Source organism: Streptomyces sp. NPDC028314 (assembly GCF_055565795.1).
Window position 1 is genome coordinate 185582 of record NZ_JBVHTP010000003.1, and the last position, 16997, is coordinate 202578.

Here is a 16997-nt window from a genome sequence, read left to right on the forward strand (position 1 = left end):
CCGGGCTCGCTTCAGTCGACGTAGGTGAAGGCCACGGGCGTCGTGATGCGGCCGGACGAGGTCGCGGCCACGATGCCGACCGTGGCCGCCGAGGGCCACTCCGGGGCGGTGGCGACGATGGTGGTGTCGCTGATGACGACGGTGCCGGTCGCGGGCCGCCCGATGAAGCAGCCCTTGTCGTCCAGGACGCCGAACAGGACGCGGTCGTAGGGGGTGAGGCCGGTTCCGGCGAGGGTCACCTCGAACCCTCCGCCACGCGGCCCGATGTCGGGGGTGACGGAGACGACCTCACCCACCGGATCGGCCGGCCCGGGCGCGGGCGGGCAGATGGCCGGCCCCGGGCAGGTCGGGTGGCCGCCGGCCCGGTCGCCGAGGGGAACGGCGGCCGCGGAAGCCCCGGACGGGAGCAGTGCGGGGGCGACGACCAGGGTCGCGACGGCGAAGAGCGACGCGGCGGTGCGGGGCATGTACCTCACGGGGAGTACCTTCCGGCAGAGCGGGAGCGGGAGCGGGTACACGCAGAACTCCGGACGACCGACACGGGCCACGCGTGCCGAACCATCATCAGCTCGTGAAGGATCAGGCGCAGGCGGCGGACGGCTACTTGGCTCAACCGGCGTCTCAGACGCCGACCGCCTCCTCCATCTCCTCCTCCGCCCTCTCCTCCTCCTCGGCCCGGCGCGAAGCGGCCGGCCGCGGCAGGGCAGGGGCCTCTCGGGCGGCGCGACGGCGTTCGACGAGCCCTGCCGCGACAGTGAGCACCAGGCCGAGGAGCAGCCAGGCGACGAGGGTGCCCACCTGGCGGGAGAGGCCGTCGTGGCCGAAGTAGACGAGGCTGCGCAGGCCCTCGACGTACCCGGCGCCGTTCCAGAAGGCGTTCAGGGAGCCGAAGAAGCCGTTCTGCAGCTCGGGCCGGAACAGGCCGCCGGAGCTGGTGAAGTTGAGCATCACGAAGAGGACCATCATGGCCAGCGTCGTCCACCGCTTCAGGAAGGTGTGCAGGCCGACTCCGATGAAGAGGATGCCCGCGGAGTACAGCCAGCTCAGGCCCCAGACTCCGGCCAGGCCGTGGTGGGCGAGGTGGAAGACCGGCCCGGCGAGCAGCGCGCCGATCGCGCTGACGGCGCCCGAGACGCCGACCACGAGCAGGGCGCGGCCGCGCATGCGCAGCGCGGCGCCCGCGCCGCCGAGGACCGCCACCGAGGCGTACGAGCCGATGCTGACCGCGACGAGCAGGAAGAACAGCCCCTGACCGGTCGGGTCGTCGGCGACGGTGGGAACGACGTCGGTGACCTTGAGCGGGACGCCCTGGCGGGCGGCGACCGGGGTGAAGATCTTTTCCGCCACGGTGGCTCCCGTGTCGGAGGCGGCCGTGGCGACGATCAGCTCGGGCGCCGTGTCGCTCAGCACGTAGGCGCCTGTGATGCGGCGGTCCTTGAGCTCGTCCACCGCGTCGGCGCGACGGGCGAGCGTGCGCACGTCGAGGGCGTCGCCGGCCTCGTCCTTGACCGTCTGGGCGAAGACCATGGCCCGGGGGCCCTCCCCGACGATGGCGACGGGCAGGTGGTGGGGCTCCGGCTGGACGAAGGCCCCCATGTAGGCGAGTCCCATGCCGAGGCACATCAGCAGCGGGGTCAGCAGGTGAGTGAGAACGTGGCGGAGCGCGGCGCCTCCGGCGTGGCGGTGTGCGGACGTACGACCGGACATGCGACAGGACCTCCGGTATCGGCCCGGGCTGCGGGACAGCGCCGACCGAGCCATAGTTGGCATATACAACTTCCTCTTGAGTTGTACCATACAACTACATTCGGAAAGGGGTCACCGTGGCCACGGACACATCAGGCACGACCCACCCGGACGGCGAGCGCCGGGAGGCGGCCGTCGAGACGATCCAGCGCGAGATGACCGCGTTCGCCAGGCGGGCCAGGTCCACGGCCGCGCGGATGCACCCGGAGCTCTCCCTGGTCTCCTTCACCCTGCTCAGCCACCTGGAGGAGCGGCAGGGCTGCCGGGCCTCCGATCTCGCGGCCCACTACGCGCTGGACAAGTCGACGGTCAGCCGCCAGGTCGCGGCGCTGGAGCGGGCGGGACTGGTCCAACGGCGCGCCGACCCGGACGACCACCGGGTACAGGTGCTGGAGCTCACCCCCGCGGGCGCCGCGACCCTGGCCCAGACGACCAGGAACCGGCGGGCGATGTTCCACGAGCGGCTCGCCGACTGGCACCCGGACGACCTCGACCGCTTCGCCGCCTACCTGCTGCGCTACAACGAGCACCACGAGCACTACGGGCATCACGGGCACCCGCAGGACGAAGACGGCCGGACGCCAGCGCCGGGAATACCACCGCCGCATTAGTTGCTATTTACATCGAACGCTGCGGGCGTCGCCCCGTGCCGCGCAACCTCCAGGAGAAACGCATGTCGGACCACCCCTCGGAAAAGCCCGCAGACGTCGTCGCGCGGCTGCGCGCCGCCTTCGCCACCGGCCGTACGAAGCCCCTGGCCTGGCGTACCCGCCAGCTCGAAGCCCTGCGGACGCTGCTGACCGAACGGGGTGAGGAGCTGGCCGCCGCGCTCGCCTCCGACCTCGGCAAGAGCCGGAAGGAGGCCTACCGCACCGAGATCGACTTCACCGTGCGGGAGATAGACCACACCCTGGAGCACCTGGCCGACTGGCTGCGGCCGCAGCCCGCCCCGGTACCGGAGCGGCTGAGCCCCGCGGTCGCGCACACCGTGCAGGACCCGCTCGGGGTGGTGCTCGTCATCGCCCCCTGGAACTACCCCGTCCAGCTGCTGCTCGCCCCGGTCGTCGGCGCGCTGGCCGCCGGCAACTGCGTCGTGGCCAAGCCCAGCGAGCTGGCGCCCGCCACCTCGCGCGCCATCGCCGACCTCGTGCCGCGCTACCTCGACCGCGATGCGGTGGCCGTGGTGGAGGGCGCGGTGGCCGAGACCACCGACCTGCTCGCGCAGCGGTTCGACCACATCTTCTACACGGGCAACGGCCAGGTCGGCCGGGTCGTCATGCGGGCCGCCGCCGAGAACCTCACGCCGGTCACGCTCGAACTCGGCGGCAAGTCACCCGCGTTCGTCGACCGCGGCACCGATCTGGGCGTCGTGGCCGCCCGGCTGGCGGCCACCAAGTTCATGAACGCGGGCCAGACGTGCGTCGCTCCCGACTACGTACTGACCGACCCCGAGACCGCCAGGGAGCTGGAGAAGGCGCTGGCCGAAGTCCTGCGCGGGCTGTACGGCGACGACCCCGCGGCGTCCCCGGACTACGGCCGGATCATCAACGAGCGGCACTTCGACCGGCTGGCGGGCCTGCTCGGCTCCGGCCGCACCGTCATCGGCGGCACCCACGCCCGAGCCGACCGCTACATCGCCCCGACCGTCCTGGCCGAGGTGGCGCCCGACTCCCCCGTCATGCGCGAGGAGATCTTCGGCCCGATCCTGCCCGTGGTCGAGGTGGCCGGCCTGGACGAGGCCATCGCCTTCATCAACGACCGTGACAAGCCCCTGGCCCTGTACGCCTTCACCGAGTCCGACACCACCCGCGAACGCCTGACCCGGGAGACCTCCTCGGGCGGCCTGGCGTTCGGGCTCCCCGTGGCCCACCTCACGGTTTCCGACCTGCCCTTCGGCGGCGTGGGGGAAAGCGGCATGGGCAGCTACCACGGCCGCTACTCCCTGGACACCTTCAGCCACCGCAAGGCCGTACTGGACAAGCCCCTGAGCTGACGGTGCGCGCTCGCCGCCGGGCCCCGGCCGGGATCCGGTCCCGGCCCGGCCAGGCCCGGCCCGGCAGTGGAATCGACCCGGGCCGGATGGACGGGCCGAGTCGGGGCAGCAGCGGGGCATGGCTGTCCTTCGAAAGCTCGCCCGCCCCCTGCTGGCCGCCCCGTTCGTCACCGGCGGACTGCGCACGCTGCGCCACCCCGAGGCCGCGGCGGAACTCGCCCAGCCCGTCGTCCGGGCGGTCGGGGACCGTATCCCGGCGCTGGCCGGGGACCCGCTGAACCTCGTACGCGTCAACAGCGCGATCCAGGCCGGTGCGGGCCTGCTGTTCGCGACCGGGCGCGCCCCGCGCCTGGCCGCGCTCACGCTCGCCGCCACACTGGTGCCGACCACCTTCACCGGACACGCCTTCTGGACGGTGAAGGACCCGCAGGAGCGGGCACGGCAGCGCGCTCAGTTCCTGACGGACCTCTCCCTACTGGGAGGACTGCTCATCGCCGCCGCGGACACCCACGGCAAGCCCTCACTCGCCTACCGCTCCCGGCACGCGTTCGACCACCGGCATCCGGTGAGGGCCGTCCACCGCCCCGTCGAGGCGGCCGCGGCGCGTACGGCTGCCCGCGCCAAGGCCGTGGCGCGGCCCCTCACCGGATCCCGCTGAGGCTGCCGACCCGCTGCCGCACTGCGGTCCCCGGGCCGGCGCTCACACGTACTCCACGACCCCAAGACCACCCGGGCACCTGGCCGCCGCCGGTCAGGGCCCGCCGAGAACGACGAGGAGCACCATGGCAGACGCCCGTGAAACCGCTCGCCGCGCAGCCGCCGACTCCGCGCTCCGACAGGCCGCGCTCGGCCCGCGCCTCCTCGCGGAGACCGTGGCCGTCGTCACCCGCAGGGCGCGGCGCCGCCGTGCCACAGGGGCCGTCGCCCCCTGCGCGAGCGCCGCCCAGCGCCGGTCGTCCTCCGGCCGGCTGGGCCGGTACGGATCGGCAGTGACGGGCCGGCTCCGGCGCGGCGACGCCACCTCTCCCGGCGGCGCCGTCCATCGCGAGCGGGCCCACGAGGCGGTCGCGTCCCGCACCACCGGGCCCGACGACCTGGCCTCCCTCCTGGACATGCTGGACCTGCGGCCCGGGCGGGACGGGCGCAACGGGAACGGGCCCGGGCCCGAAGGCGGCGGAGGCCTCTCCGGAGGCGGCGGCATGTGACCGCCGGTTTCGTGTCCGGCCGCCGTCAGACCGGGGGCGGTCCCTGAGCGAGGATCCGGGCCGCGGCGTACTCCGCGCGGGACGCCTGCTCGGCCAGGTCCAGATAGCCGTACGCGTCGTCGCCCACCGGGATGCGCAGGGGCGTAGGTGCGTCGGCGGCGAGGACGTCGAGGACCCGCGCCGCGAAGTCCTCGGGGCGGCCGGTCTCGGGGTTGTCCGCGAGGCCGCGGGTGCCTTCGAGCATCTCGCGGTTGGTCCCGTCGTAGGCGGGGACCCGGTGGCGCGCTTCGGTCAAGGACGTGCCGTAGCGGGTGGCGAACATGCCCGGTTCGAGCACGGTGACGCGGATGTTGTGCGGAGCGGCCTCGACCGCCAGGGCCTGGCTCATGCCTTCCAGGGCGTGCTTCGCGGCGACGTAGGCGGCCAGGCCGGGGAAGGCCATCCGGCCGACCACGGAGGAGACGTTGACGATGTGGCCGTGTCCCTGGGCCCGCATCAGCGGCAGGACCAGGCGGGTGAGCCGCCAGGGGCCGACGAGCAGGGTCTCCAGCTGGTCGCGCAGCTCGGCGTCCGAGACCTCCTCGACCGCGCCGAACAGGCCGACTCCGGCGTTGTTGACGAGGATGTCGATGCCGCCGAGGCGGTCGGCCGCGGTACGGACGGCCTCCTCGCAGGAGGCGGCGTCACGCAGTTCGAGCGGGACCGGGAGGATGCGGCCCGGCCAGGCGGCGGCCAGCTCCTCCAGGTCGGCGGTCTTGCGGGCGGTGACCGCCAGTTCGTCCCCGGCCCGGGCCGCGGCGGTGGCCAGTGCCTGCCCGAGGCCGGAGGAGCATCCCGTGACCAGCCAGCGTCGTCTCATCGTTCCCCCGTGATGGCCGGTGGTACGCCCGGGCGGTCCACCGGGCCGCTGCGGTCGCAGCTGCCCGGCCGGTGGCGGCAGTTCATGGTCGTGGTGGTTCCGGCCCGCGGCCATCCCTCCCGCGGAGGCGCGCGGAAGCGCGCAGGCGCACGTCCGGGCGCGCGGATAGTGAACTCCTGGGTGCGCAGGGGTCATAGGGTGGCACGAACAGTCCCCCGGCCGGCCCCGGCCCCGGATCCCTTCCCGCAGGAGTCACCCATGGCGCGCTCGCTCGACGGCCTCGTCTTCGTCCCCGTGGCCGACCAGGCGCCCGGCCAGGTCGGCCGGCAGACCTCGTTCGAGTACCACGAACAGGACGGCCGCGTCTGGGCCGAGTACTCCGGCGGGGACGTGGTCAAGGGTCACCTGGTCGGCACCCGGGCGGACGACACCGTCGACTTCCGCTACGTGCAGCTCCGGCTCGACGGCACGACCGCCTCCGGGCACTGCGTCTCCCTGGTGACGGAGCTCCCCGACGGACGCCTCCGCCTGGAGGAGACGTGGACGTGGGAGTCCCAGGAGGGCAGCGGCACCAGCACGGTCGAACAACCGCCGGGCTGAGGCCTTGGGGGCCTGACGGGCCCCTCAGGACGCACGCCAGCGGTACTTGCTGCCGCCGACCCACCGCACCTCGCCGGGGTCGTCCAGGTCGTGGATGGTGATGCCGGCGGCAGCGGCGGTCAGCAGCACGTCCGTCATGCACGTGGCGGTGCTGACGACCTCGCCGTCGATCTGCACGATGCGAAACGGCGGGTCACCGGAGTGGACGCCCAGTACGGTGACCCGCGCCGGGGACATGTAGGGACTCGCGCCTTCGGTCATGGAAGCTCGCCTCCACTTCTCGCACCGGAGCGCACGCGAGGCGGCCCCGGCACGCCGATCCCGGCGGAGGTTCAGCGGCCGAGGGCCCGCTTGAGTTCGGCCTTGTCCATCTTCGAACGACCCTCGACGCCCCGCTGCTTCGCCTCGTTGTACAGCTGTTCCTTCGTGGGACCCTGCGCGCCGCTGTGGGAGCGCTGGCCGCCGCGCTTGGAGGACGACATGTCCTGGATGGAGGACCGGCTGGCGGTCTTCGACTCTCCGGAGCGGGCGCGTTCCTTGTTGACGGTGCGCGCGGCGATCTCCTTGGCACGCTTGGTGCTCTCGCCACGCTCCTCGGCGCTCTCCTTGATGTGTTCGTACTGACGTTCGCGCTTGGGGCTGGAACCGCGTGGCATGACGCCTCCTCGACTCGTGTGCGGTCTCGATCACGATCCACCGAATACGTACTGCGCCTGCCCGGGTGCGGGCGGCTCATTCAGACAGCCTGACCCTGGTTCGGCCGATCGGCCACCGGGCGCTCAGGCGGTTCCGGCGATCCGATGCCCCGCCCTGGCGCCCGGACCTCACAGGCTCGTGAGGAGGTCGTCGAGCGGGGCCGGCACCCGTCCGGGGTCGAGGGCCTCCACCAGGAGTCGGCCGTAGCGGATCTTGCGGCCCTTCTTCGTGCCGAGGAAGCGCCGCAACTGCTGCTGCCGGGGGCGATCGTGCTGTGCGGGCTGGCGGAGGAAGGTCTGCCAGGCCCGCAGGTCGCCCTCGGCCCGGATGATCTCCTCGACCCTCGCCGCACCCAGCGCGCGCAGGAGCTCCTCTTCGAGGTCCGCCACGCACACGAAGAACCCCTGGTGCGGCACCCGGGCCCGCTTCAGGCCGCGATCGTAGAAGCCCTGCTCGCGCTCATCGCACAGCCCTCTCAGGCGCAGGCCGAGACCGGGGGGTCCGAGAAGCCCGGCGTAGCGGGCGACGCTCATCGCCCCGCCCATCGCCACGACGCACACCCCTTCGGCGGCCAGGTCCCGGCCACGCCGCGCTGCCAGCGCCTCGACGGCCGCGAGGTCGCTCGGCCCTTCCAGCAGCACCGCCGTACGCAGCCGTAGGTGCACGGCCAGTTCACTCGCCGGTTCGCCGGGCCCGCCCGCCGCCCAGCGGCTGACCGCGTCCCTGAATGCCTGTATGTCCACCATGCAGCGAGTCTGCACCTCCGCCGCCCAACACGGCACGGAATATTCGACGCCCCCTGGCGGTACTAGTGGTCGTGGCGGCGACGCGCGAGATGGACGGTGATGTCGGCGGCGATCTCGACCGTCTCAGGCAGAACCCGCACGATCCGGCCGAAGAGGTGCTCTCGCACCCCTGTCGGCAGTACGAGGTAGGCCGAGATGGTCGACAGATGGCCGACGTAGTCGCGAGCACTCATCGTCAAGCGCCTTTCGATCACGGACTGTTGGACACCGGTGAACCACTCGGACCGTTGCAGCTCCGTACCCGGCCACTGCATGTCGTGCCCCGGTGGCGTCCCGTCTGGAGAGGGAACCTCGTCGCTCTCCAAGAACGGTGCCCGGGCCGCGCGGACAGCTTCCTTCGCGTATGGCGCGCGGGGGTCAGCCCTGTACGTTCTCGGTCCACGGGCGGAGTTTCTCCGGGTTGCGGACTGCCCAGATGCGGGTGATGCGACCGCCGGTGAGGCTGAACGCCGCCACGGTCACGGTGATGCCGTCGTGCTGGGCGACCAGGCCGGGACGGCCGTTGACCGTCCGCTCCAGGAGCGTCAGTCCAGGAGCCTTGTCGGCGATGTGGATCAGGTACTGGGCGATGCGCGCGCTGCCCTCGACCGGGCGCAGGACGGTTCCGACCAGGCCGCCGCCGTCGGCGGTCATCGTGGCGTCGGGGTCGAGGAGGCCGACGAGGGCCTTGATGTCCCTGGCCTCCCACGCCTTCTTGAAGTCCCTTACCAGGCCCGCCTGTCCGGCCGTCGCAGCCGCCGGGGCCTGGTCGGCCTGAATGCGCCGGCGGGCCGAGGACGCCAGCTGCCGGCAGGCCGCGGGCGTGCGGCCGACGATCTCGGCGACCTCGGCGAAGGGGTAGCGGAAGACGTCGTGCAGGATGAACGCCACGCGTTCGGCCGGCGTCATCGACTCCAGTACGACGAGGAAGGCCATGTTCACCGACTCGTCCAGAGTGACCCGGTCGGCGGGGTCGGCCGGCTCGGCCCTGCCGCCGCCCGCCGACCCGCTGAACCACTCCCTACGGTCCGGCAGCGGCTCGGGTATCCATGCGCCGACGTAGCGCTCGCGCCGGGCCCGCGCCGAGCCGAGCACGTCGAGGCAGATGCGGCTGGCCACCGTCGTCAGCCAGGCGCCGGGTGACGCGATGGCCTCCTGCTGTTGCCGCGACATGGCGTACCAGCGGGTGTAGGTCTCCTGGACGGCGTCCTCGGCCTCGGCCAGTGAACCGAGCAGCCGGTAGGCGAGGTTGATCAGCTGGCGTCGCTCGTCGACGATCGCGCTCAGGCCCGGCTCGAACGGGTCGTGCCCTGCCTCGGATGGGGTGCTCATGGTCACGACCGCTCCCTGGTTCTTCTCGTCCGCTTCATCTCTCGGTGCTTCGACGAAACACCGCACCGGATTGTGATCTCTGCGCTCCGCCTCACATTTCGCGGGCCCACGTCGTCGAACCACCGAGACACTGACGATCCACCGCCGCGAGGCAGAAGAGGGGGCCGCGCCATGGCCACGCAGACGACGGCAGTACCGGGCCGGATCACGTTCCTCCAGGTCGCGATAGCCCTGCAGACCCTGGCCATCTTCTTCCAGGCGGCAACCGCCGGACTCCTGCTGTCCTCGTCGTACGGCGAGCTCCTGCACGGCGTCGGAGCACGCGTGATGTACGGCGCATCGATGCTGTACGTACTCGCCGCGGTCCTGGCATGGCGGCCGGGCGGCGGTTCGCCCCGCCCCATCCTGTACGCGTCCGGCTTCCTCGTCCTCGCTTCGGCGCAAGTGGTCCTGGGCATCGCACACGTCGCCTCGCTCCATGTCCCCCTCGGCGTCCTGATGTTCGGACTCAGCGTGCTGGCGCTGGGCCAGATGCTCTTCACCCGCCTGCCGAAGCACTCCGGCACTCGGTCATAGGTGATCGACCGAGGTGGCGTCGGGCGCGTCCACCAGCGGCGGCTCCCCCCAGGGCAGGGTCAGCGCGTCCCGCAGGGAGTTGACGGCGGCGGCGCCGATGCGGTCGGCGAGGACGTCCTCGATGACGGCGATCGTCGCCAGCGCGCGCCGATGGACGCGGGCCCCTTCGGCGGTGACACGGACCAGGCTGCTGCGGGCGGAGGCCGGATCCGGTACCTGCTCCAGCAGGCTCATCCCGATCAGGCTGTGCACGGCCTGGTGGGCGGTCTGCCGGGTGACGCCGATCCGGCGGGCGAGCTCGGCGATCGAGGTGCCCTCGGCGTCGAGCGTGGCGAACACCGCCGCCTGGGCGGCGCTCACCGGCTGTTCGTCCGCGGCCCGCATGCCGGCGAGCAGCGCGTCCTCGAACCAGCGCTTGGCCTGGGTGAGCAACTGGGGCAGGTTCGGGGCGGGCTGGCTCATGGCTCCTCGGTAGGCAGGGGGCCTTGAGCATAGCCACCGCCGCTCCACTCCTCGCGCTCCCTGCCGTAGCCCGTTCACCACCACTCCGGTTAATGTCAGGTAGCCTGACGAATATCTCGGCTCCCCGACTATCTCGACTCCTCGACCCGGAGGTTTCCCATGACCATGGAGTTCGCCACCCGATACCGCCCGCGTTCGCGCATCCCCGCCGAGCCCGGCCTGCCCTACTTCGTGGAGAAGGGCATGGGCGACCGCGCCCACCTGTTCACCGACCTGGTCACCGTCTACGCCGGCGGCGAGCAGACCGAGAACACCTTCAACTTCTTCACCGTCGAAGGCCCCAAGGGCGAGATCATCCCGACCCACGTCCACGCGGACACCTACGAGGTCTTCTACGTCACCGACGGCGCGGTACGCCTCTTCGCCGAGGACCCGCAGGGCGGGCAGCGCCAACAGCTGCTCACCAGTGGCGACTTCGGCTTCGTACCGAAGAACTGCCCGCACGCCTACCGCATCGAGCGCCACCACAGCCGTGTCGTCGGGGTGGCCGCCGGCCCCGGTGTCACCTTCGAGCGGTTCTTCGAGAACCTCGGCGCTCCCACCGAGGAGGTCGGCCTGCCTCGGCAGTCGCTCGTCCCCACCCCCGACAGGTTCCGCGCCGCCGAGGAGAACTTCGACGTCCGCTACCTTCCCCACCACCGCTGGCACACCGGGAACTGACCGGTGGTGCACGGCCTCACGAGAGCGTGCACCCCGCCGTACCGGTGCAGTTCTCGGGGAGTTCGGCCGCCGCGTGCAGCGGGCCGCGAAGCGGCGATGCGGTCCAGCCGCGCGAGCCGCAGGCGGGTGGCGCTCCCTCAGGGCTTGGTGGCCGTAAGAACGCCGATCTTGTCGATGCGGTGTTCGGGGTTGTTCTGCGCGTCCCGCCAGAAGTTGCCCGCCGCGTCGTCCTCAGGCGTGAGACACGTGGTCAGGGTGATCATCGCTTGAGTGGGAACGGCGCCCGGGGATCCGGGGACCGCGGCGCGTTGCGCGGCCATCGACGCCGGCGACCGGAACGACGTGGTCCGGGTCGCGGTGATCGTGTACTGGTACGTCACGTCACCGGCGGTGACGGACACCTGCGCCCCGGCCGGCAGCGAAGGGAGGGCCCGCATCGGGCCGCCCGCCACGACGCGGTGCCCGGTGACGATGTAGTTCCCCACGTCTCCGGGGCCGACGCCTCCCCCCGGGCCGTACGGGCTCGCCGCAGCGCCCTGGTCCTGGATCCGGGTGCCCGGCGCGTCGTCGGGACTGCCCGGGTACGGGACCACAGGCAGCCCGGACACGCCGATGGCGGGTATCGACAGGGTGGCCGCCTGGACGCCCGTGGCGGCGTGGACATGTGCTGCGGCCTGACCGGACGCGGAAGCCGTCGCGGCAGGAGCCGTCACGAAGACGGCGAGGGCGGCGCCGGCGAGAGCCACCGGCACGGTACGCAAGACGAGGCACTTGGGCATGGCGACATCCGTCGATCGGCCGGGCCTCACGGGGCAGACTGGCCCGGTTGGCTCTTCTTCCAGCCTTGCATACGGGAGCGCGTGCGGCAGCCCGCGGGCGAGCTCGCGGACCGATCCGGCTCAACCCCGAGGCGCCCGCCGCCAGGTACCCAGTCCGGGCCTCTGCCCGACAGGGCGGCTGTCAGACGGGGTCGGTGGCGAAGAGTGCCAGGTGCGCGCAGCGCGGGCAGCGGTAGGCCTCGATGCGTCGGCGGGGCCGGCCCAGGCGCTTGGCGCCGCCGAACAGGCCGCGCTCCAGCGGCCCGGCGATCCATCGGGCGTAACCCCGGGCGCCCTCCCCCGCGTCCTCGACGAAGCCCGGCTCCAGGCCGACGGCACCACAGTTGGTACATCTCATCTCGTCCACCAGGCGAGTGTACGAAGCGGGCCGACCCCCGGCGGACGGACCCCCTGACCACGCCGGGGGCAGCGAAGCGCGGCCCCTGGCCCCGTCTACCCCCGTCCGCCCCCGTCACGAACCCGGTCGAGGGCCGCCCGGCCCGCGGGTCCCCATGTCGGCTTACCGCCTGGCAGGCCCCGCTCCCCTGCCCGGCCCATGAGGATGAGGAAAAGGCTTTTCAGGGCAGCCAGCCCCCGTGCGCGCCGGATCATCGCCTCGTCCGCGACTGCGTAGGCGTCGAAGAACCGTGGAACCGCCCCTGCGGGAAGGAGCACCCACGCGGCCGCAAGATCGGCCGCCGGATCGCCGGCACACATGTCGCCGAAGTCGATCACGCCCGAGAGCGTCCCGTCCCGGACGACGACGTTCGCCGGGTGGAGGTCGCCGTGCAGCCATAGCGGCGGCCCCTGCCAGTCGGGGGCTGCGACGGCCTCGTCCCAGATGCGGCGGATGTCCCGGGCATCCCGGAAATCGCCTGCAACGTCCCCGGAGACGACTTCCTCAAGTCCCTTTCCGAAACCGTCCGTGAGCACCTTCAGGGGGACGCCACGATCCGGGCTGACCGGCGCCTCGGCGGGCGCCTCCGTGTGGAGCGCTTTGAGGAAGCCCGCCAAAGTGTCGGCTGCGCGGCCGCGGCCGATCGGGGCCTGGTCGGCCGGTTCGCCGGGAACCCACGTCGCGATGTTCCATGGCCGCGGGAACCGTGCGGACGGTTCGCCGATCCGCACGGGGGTCGGGACGGGTAGTGGAAGGCTCGGCGCCAAGGCGGGCAGCCACCGGTATTCGTTGCGCAGGAGGGACGGCGCGCGCTCCGTCCGTGGTATGCGTACGGCTAACTCGTCCCCGAGGCGCCACAGTTGGTTGTCCCAACCGCCGACCACCTCCCGCAGGTCCAGTCCCGCAAGGTCCGGGTGCTGCTCACGCACCAGGGAGCGCACCAGTTGCTCATCGATCTTGAAGCTTTCCATGATCTCACTCAACCATTCGATGGCGCGGGAATGAATGAATGAATGAATGCCGATGCCCGGTCGCGCGGACACCCACCCTGGCCCCTTCTTCCATGACGGCAAAGGGATTTGACAGAGCGTGCGCACTCTCATCCGGGTTCGGGCGCCGTATCGCGAGAGCGGCTCGGCAGCGGCACCGCGACGCCGCGCTCCTCGAACGACAAAGGGCAAGGAGAGTACCCACTCCTTGCCCTCCTCAACATATAGCGCATCGGGGGGCTTGCGGCAAGGCCCTGGTCGTGCCGCAGAATGGCCGGCCAAGGCCAGAACCTGCGGAAATGACAGTTTCGCGGCGTACGTACCTGCGTGCGTGTGTTGATGTCGACGCACGGGTTGCACGGGAACGTCGATCCGCCGGTGGGGCGCGCGGTGCGGCTGCGGGGAATCGGCGCGCAGCCGCGGGTGTGCGCGCCGGCGGACCGCGCGGAGCGGCTGGGCGGAATCCAATCTCGTTGAATGGGCGTAGTGATGATTGACGTGATCGTGGTCGGCGGCGGACCGACCGGCTTGATGCTGGCCTGCGAGTTGCGGCTGGCCGGAGTGCAGGTGGTCGTGCTGGAGAAGTTGACCGAGCCGACCGAGCAGTCCCGCGGACAGGGCCTGCACGCACGCAGCGTCGAGGTGATGGACCAGCGCGGTCTGCTGGACCGGTTCCTCACGGTCAGCGAGAAGTTCCAGGTCGGCGGCATGTTCGGCGGCATCATGAAGCCGTGGCCGGACCGGCTGGACACGGGGCACCCGTACGGCCTCGCCACCCCGCAGCCGGTCACCGAGCGGCTGCTCAACGAGCGCGCCCTCGAACTCGGTACCGAGATCCGGCGCGGCTGCGAAGTGGTCGGGCTGAGCCAGGACGAGGACGGGGTGAGCATCGAGCTGACGGACGGGACGCGGCTGCGCTCGCGCTACCTCGTCGGCTGCGACGGCGGCCGCAGTGCGGTGCGCAAGCTCCTCGGCGTCGGCTTCCCCGGCGAACCCGCGAAGGTCGAGACGCTGCTGGGTGAGATGGAGGTGACCGAGGATCCGGCGACGATCGCCGCCGTCGTCGAGGAGGTCCGCAAGACCCAACTGCGCTTCGGTGTCGCCCCCACCGAGGGCGGGCTGTGCCGGGTGATCGTGCCCGCCGACGGGGTGGCCGAGGACCGTACGGCCGCGCCGACCCTCGAAGAGTTCAAGCAGCAGCTGCGGGCCTTCGCGGGCACCGACTTCGGCGTGCACTCGCCGCGCTGGCTGTCCCGGTTCGGCGACGCCACCCGACAGGCCGAGCGCTACCGGGTCGGCCGGGTGCTGCTGGCCGGCGATGCCGCGCACATCCACCCGCCGACCGGCGGGCAGGGGCTCAACCTGGGCGTGCAGGACGCGTTCAACCTCGGCTGGAAGCTGGCCGCCGCGGTCAACGGCTGGGCGCCGGAGGGGCTGCTGGACACCTACCACACCGAACGGCACCCGGTGGGCGCCGCAGTACTGGACAACACCCGGGCGGGGATCACCCTGCTGGGGGCCGATCCGGGTGCGACGGCGCTGCGGGAGCTGTTCTCGAAGCTGATGGACTTCGAGGAGGTGAACCGGTACGTCACCGAGATGATCACCGCGGTCGGGGTCCGCTACGACTTCGGCGGGGGCCACGAACTGCTCGGCCGGCGGATGCGGGACGTGGGGCTGAAGCGCGGGCGCCTCTACGAGCTGATGCACGACGGCCGCGGACTTCTCCTCGACCAGACCGGCCGGCTCTCGGTCGCCGGGTGGGCCGACCGGATCGATCACGTCGTCGACGTCAGCGACGAGCTGGGCGTGCCCGCCGTGCTTCTGCGGCCGGACGGCCACGTGGCGTGGGTCGGTGAAGATCAGCAGGATCTGCTCGGCCACCTGCCCAGGTGGTTCGGCGCTGCCGTCAGCTGAGGGAGGGTGCCGTGGACGGACAGAACATCTGCTTCGTCGTCACCTGGTCGCACGGGCCGGTAGGACGGTACACCGGGGTCCGAGGCCCGGACGGACGCCTCTCCGGCACGGCCTACGACCTGACCAACCCGTCCAGCCACGCCAACTGGTCCACCCAGCGCACGTTCTGACGGACAGAGCCGCGCCATCGTGGCGAAGGCCCGGACCACCCCGTCCGGGCTTTGCCTTGTCCCCGCCGGGTTCGGCGCGGACAAGGCACCCGGGTACGCTCGTGGTCGCCACCCGACCCTTCCCGGGCCGAGACGGCGCGCGTTACCCCAGGCCCGGAAGGCGGGTTGTCCCGGCATGACGACACCCATCACCGGGCCCCCGGCCCACCACGCCCGCCCGGAATGCGCCGACCAGGGTGTGCCTGTGGCTCTCCACGACCTCTGGGAGCAGTTGCCCACGAGCGACCGGACGGCGTTCCTCGCCCGGCGCGCGGCGACGGGACGCTGGCCGTACGGGGCGCAGGAGCACTGACAGCGCGGTCGGCCGTGGCAGCCGATGCGTCCGCTGGTCGTCGCCCGCCGCGACTACGAGGCGCTGGGTGCGGTCGCGGAGCGGCTGTTGCGGCTGGCTGTCGACGCCTGCCGCAGGCGGGCCACCACGGTGGGCGAGCTGCGGGAGGTGATGCACGACCGATGCCCGCACCGGCTGCTCACCCCCTCCCGGCCGCTGGAGCACGGCGAGGTACTACGCGTCGCCCGGCCCGATGTCCTGCTCTGCCGGGGTGTCCCGAAGTTCCTGGAGCTGAACATCTCGGCCACCACCTACGGGATTCCGGCGCTGGACCGGATGGCGGAGGCCTACGCCCGGTTGTGGCCGGGCGGCGCCTTGACCGCCCCCTCCCCGGTCCTGGCGGCCCGCTCGGCGCTCCTGGCCGCCCTGATGTCCCGGCGGAGCGGGCTCGGGGGCCGCCTGCTGGTACCGACCTGGCGCACCCGCCTCGGGCAGGCCGCGAAGCTCGGCAACCGGCGTGCGCTGCGCGCCTACCTGCGCCCGACCGTCGATTCCGCCGCGAGCGCGGGGCGGGACGTCGTGGTGGAGGACCTGAGCCGGTTGCGTACGGACGAGCGCGGCCGCCTGTACGCGGGGGACGCCCGTGTCGGCATGGTCCTCAACTGGTTCTACACCTGGATGGTCACGGATGACTCGGGTGGCGTGGATGCGATCGCCACTGCGCTGGCCGCCGACGCCGTGGAGCTGTTCCTGCCGGAGACGATGCGGCTGCTGCGGAGCAAGCAGGTCCTGGCCTGGATCCACGAGGACCTCGACCTGCTGCCCGCCGAGGACCGCGCACTGGTCCTCTCCCACGTCCCCTGGACCGCGTGGGCCGGGCCGCAGCAGTCGTGCCGGGAACGGGAAGCCGTCCTGCGCCGCGCGCTTCGGGAGCGGGCGGACCTGGTCCTCAAGCCGGCGAACGAAGGCAGCGGCCGCGGAGTGGTGTTCGGCACCGACCACGACGGCCGCAGCTGGCGGGCCCTGATCACCGAGGGCGCCCGCCAGGGGACCGTCGTCCTCCAGCGGCGTGTGGACAGTGACACCGTCCGGATGCCGTTCTTCGACCCTTCGTCCGGCGCACGGTGCGATCTCCGGCTCCCCTTCGTACTCTCCCCGTTCCTGGTCGGTGGCCGCATCTGCGGAGCCCTGGTCCGCCACGCCGGACCGGACCGCACCGCCGGCCGGGTCATCAACCTGGGTTCCGGTGCGGTGACCAACACCACGCTCCTCACGGCGCGGACTCGAGACCACGGGCCGGCGAGCCGGCGCCGGTGACCGGCGCGGCGCAACTGCGTTGACCTCGAAGGCCGTTCACCCATGAATCGGCCTGGGCTTGGCGTCCCGCTTCAGGCTTTCAGG

23 protein-coding genes are annotated in these 16997 nt (G+C 72.1%); 11 read left to right on the forward strand and 12 right to left on the reverse strand.

Annotation, left to right across the window (positions count from 1 at the left end):
* Nucleotides 1-11: 11 nt before the first annotated feature.
* Together ACZ4TG_RS08540 and ACZ4TG_RS08545 are read right to left on the reverse strand one after the other, a co-directional pair.
* On the reverse strand, nucleotides 12-467 hold the full coding sequence (locus ACZ4TG_RS08540) for an IPT/TIG domain-containing protein (RefSeq protein WP_468161430.1): 456 nt from the start codon (nucleotides 465-467) through the stop codon (nucleotides 12-14).
* A gap of 154 nt (nucleotides 468-621) precedes the next feature.
* A complete protein-coding gene (locus ACZ4TG_RS08545) occupies nucleotides 622-1707 on the reverse strand; it encodes an ABC-2 transporter permease (protein WP_468160749.1) in 1086 nt (361 codons plus the stop codon).
* Between the two features lie 194 nt (nucleotides 1708-1901).
* Here ACZ4TG_RS08545 and ACZ4TG_RS08550 point away from each other — a divergent pair, with 194 nt between their 5' ends.
* From ACZ4TG_RS08550 to ACZ4TG_RS08565, 4 genes are all read left to right on the forward strand, one after another.
* Nucleotides 1902-2357 (forward strand): MarR family winged helix-turn-helix transcriptional regulator, encoded by a 456-nt coding sequence (locus ACZ4TG_RS08550; protein WP_468161432.1) that lies wholly within the window; start codon nucleotides 1902-1904, stop codon nucleotides 2355-2357.
* A 62-nt stretch (nucleotides 2358-2419) separates the two neighbouring features.
* Nucleotides 2420-3739 carry an aldehyde dehydrogenase family protein gene (locus ACZ4TG_RS08555; protein WP_468160751.1) on the forward strand — a complete coding sequence of 440 codons (1320 nt, stop codon included), beginning with the start codon at nucleotides 2420-2422 and terminating at the stop codon, nucleotides 3737-3739.
* Nucleotides 3740-3857: 118 nt separating this feature from the next.
* On the forward strand, nucleotides 3858-4397 hold the full coding sequence (locus tag ACZ4TG_RS08560; protein ID WP_468160753.1) for a DoxX family protein: 540 nt from the start codon (nucleotides 3858-3860) through the stop codon (nucleotides 4395-4397).
* Between the two features lie 124 nt (nucleotides 4398-4521).
* A complete protein-coding gene (locus ACZ4TG_RS08565; RefSeq protein WP_468160755.1) occupies nucleotides 4522-4944 on the forward strand; it encodes a hypothetical protein in 423 nt (140 codons plus the stop codon).
* A 25-nt stretch (nucleotides 4945-4969) separates the two neighbouring features.
* On the opposite strand, the gene ACZ4TG_RS08570 is transcribed toward ACZ4TG_RS08565, so the two are convergent.
* Nucleotides 4970-5803 (reverse strand): SDR family oxidoreductase, encoded by an 834-nt coding sequence (locus ACZ4TG_RS08570; protein WP_468160757.1) that lies wholly within the window; start codon nucleotides 5801-5803, stop codon nucleotides 4970-4972.
* A gap of 258 nt (nucleotides 5804-6061) precedes the next feature.
* Here ACZ4TG_RS08570 and ACZ4TG_RS08575 point away from each other — a divergent pair, with 258 nt between their 5' ends.
* Complete coding sequence (locus ACZ4TG_RS08575; protein ID WP_468160759.1) at nucleotides 6062-6403, forward strand: avidin-fold protein; 342 nt, start codon at nucleotides 6062-6064, stop codon at nucleotides 6401-6403.
* A 24-nt stretch (nucleotides 6404-6427) separates the two neighbouring features.
* Here the strand turns inward: ACZ4TG_RS08575 and ACZ4TG_RS08580 are convergent, their stop codons facing one another.
* From ACZ4TG_RS08580 to sigJ, 5 genes are all read right to left on the reverse strand, one after another.
* Nucleotides 6428-6664: a hypothetical protein gene (locus tag ACZ4TG_RS08580; protein WP_468160761.1), complete on the reverse strand. Its 237-nt coding sequence runs from the start codon at nucleotides 6662-6664 to the stop codon at nucleotides 6428-6430.
* Between the two features lie 71 nt (nucleotides 6665-6735).
* On the reverse strand, nucleotides 6736-7059 hold the full coding sequence (locus tag ACZ4TG_RS08585; RefSeq protein WP_468160763.1) for a plasmid stabilization protein: 324 nt from the start codon (nucleotides 7057-7059) through the stop codon (nucleotides 6736-6738).
* A gap of 168 nt (nucleotides 7060-7227) precedes the next feature.
* Complete coding sequence (locus ACZ4TG_RS08590; RefSeq protein ID WP_468160765.1) at nucleotides 7228-7845, reverse strand: TOPRIM nucleotidyl transferase/hydrolase domain-containing protein; 618 nt, start codon at nucleotides 7843-7845, stop codon at nucleotides 7228-7230.
* 62 nt (nucleotides 7846-7907) lie between these two features.
* Complete coding sequence (locus tag ACZ4TG_RS08595; protein ID WP_468160767.1) at nucleotides 7908-8078, reverse strand: hypothetical protein; 171 nt, start codon at nucleotides 8076-8078, stop codon at nucleotides 7908-7910.
* Between the two features lie 184 nt (nucleotides 8079-8262).
* Entirely contained in the window at nucleotides 8263-9216 is a 954-nt protein-coding gene (sigJ, locus tag ACZ4TG_RS08600) for an RNA polymerase sigma factor SigJ (RefSeq protein WP_468160769.1), read from the reverse strand.
* A 171-nt stretch (nucleotides 9217-9387) separates the two neighbouring features.
* Here sigJ and ACZ4TG_RS08605 point away from each other — a divergent pair, with 171 nt between their 5' ends.
* Nucleotides 9388-9792, forward strand: a complete 405-nt coding sequence (locus ACZ4TG_RS08605) for a hypothetical protein (RefSeq protein ID WP_468160771.1) — start codon at nucleotides 9388-9390, stop codon at nucleotides 9790-9792.
* On the opposite strand, the gene ACZ4TG_RS08610 is transcribed toward ACZ4TG_RS08605, so the two are convergent.
* A complete protein-coding gene (locus ACZ4TG_RS08610) occupies nucleotides 9787-10254 on the reverse strand; it encodes a MarR family winged helix-turn-helix transcriptional regulator (protein ID WP_468160773.1) in 468 nt (155 codons plus the stop codon). The genes ACZ4TG_RS08605 and ACZ4TG_RS08610 overlap by 6 nt on opposite strands.
* Before the next feature lie 159 nt (nucleotides 10255-10413).
* On the opposite strand from ACZ4TG_RS08610, the gene ACZ4TG_RS08615 reads away from it, so the two are divergent.
* Nucleotides 10414-10974 (forward strand): quercetin 2,3-dioxygenase, encoded by a 561-nt coding sequence (locus ACZ4TG_RS08615; RefSeq protein ID WP_468160775.1) that lies wholly within the window; start codon nucleotides 10414-10416, stop codon nucleotides 10972-10974.
* A gap of 137 nt (nucleotides 10975-11111) precedes the next feature.
* Here the strand turns inward: ACZ4TG_RS08615 and ACZ4TG_RS08620 are convergent, their stop codons facing one another.
* The 3 genes from ACZ4TG_RS08620 to ACZ4TG_RS08630 form a co-directional block, all read right to left on the reverse strand.
* Nucleotides 11112-11753: a sortase domain-containing protein gene (locus tag ACZ4TG_RS08620; protein ID WP_468160777.1), complete on the reverse strand. Its 642-nt coding sequence runs from the start codon at nucleotides 11751-11753 to the stop codon at nucleotides 11112-11114.
* A gap of 181 nt (nucleotides 11754-11934) precedes the next feature.
* Nucleotides 11935-12150, reverse strand: a complete 216-nt coding sequence (locus tag ACZ4TG_RS08625) for a hypothetical protein (protein ID WP_468161434.1) — start codon at nucleotides 12148-12150, stop codon at nucleotides 11935-11937.
* Between the two features lie 95 nt (nucleotides 12151-12245).
* Complete coding sequence (locus ACZ4TG_RS08630; RefSeq protein WP_468161436.1) at nucleotides 12246-13160, reverse strand: aminoglycoside phosphotransferase family protein; 915 nt, start codon at nucleotides 13158-13160, stop codon at nucleotides 12246-12248.
* A 507-nt stretch (nucleotides 13161-13667) separates the two neighbouring features.
* Here ACZ4TG_RS08630 and rox point away from each other — a divergent pair.
* From rox to ACZ4TG_RS08650, 4 genes are all read left to right on the forward strand, one after another.
* Nucleotides 13668-15095 (forward strand): rifampin monooxygenase, encoded by a 1428-nt coding sequence (gene rox, locus ACZ4TG_RS08635; RefSeq protein ID WP_468161438.1) that lies wholly within the window; start codon nucleotides 13668-13670, stop codon nucleotides 15093-15095.
* A gap of 11 nt (nucleotides 15096-15106) precedes the next feature.
* Nucleotides 15107-15265, forward strand: a complete 159-nt coding sequence (locus tag ACZ4TG_RS08640; protein ID WP_468160779.1) for a hypothetical protein — start codon at nucleotides 15107-15109, stop codon at nucleotides 15263-15265.
* Nucleotides 15266-15440: 175 nt separating this feature from the next.
* A complete protein-coding gene (locus ACZ4TG_RS08645) occupies nucleotides 15441-15617 on the forward strand; it encodes a hypothetical protein (protein WP_468160781.1) in 177 nt (58 codons plus the stop codon).
* A 24-nt stretch (nucleotides 15618-15641) separates the two neighbouring features.
* Nucleotides 15642-16913, forward strand: coding sequence for an ATP-grasp domain-containing protein (locus ACZ4TG_RS08650; RefSeq protein WP_468160783.1), 1272 nt, complete (start codon nucleotides 15642-15644; stop codon nucleotides 16911-16913).
* The last annotated feature ends 84 nt before the right edge of the window (nucleotides 16914-16997 follow it).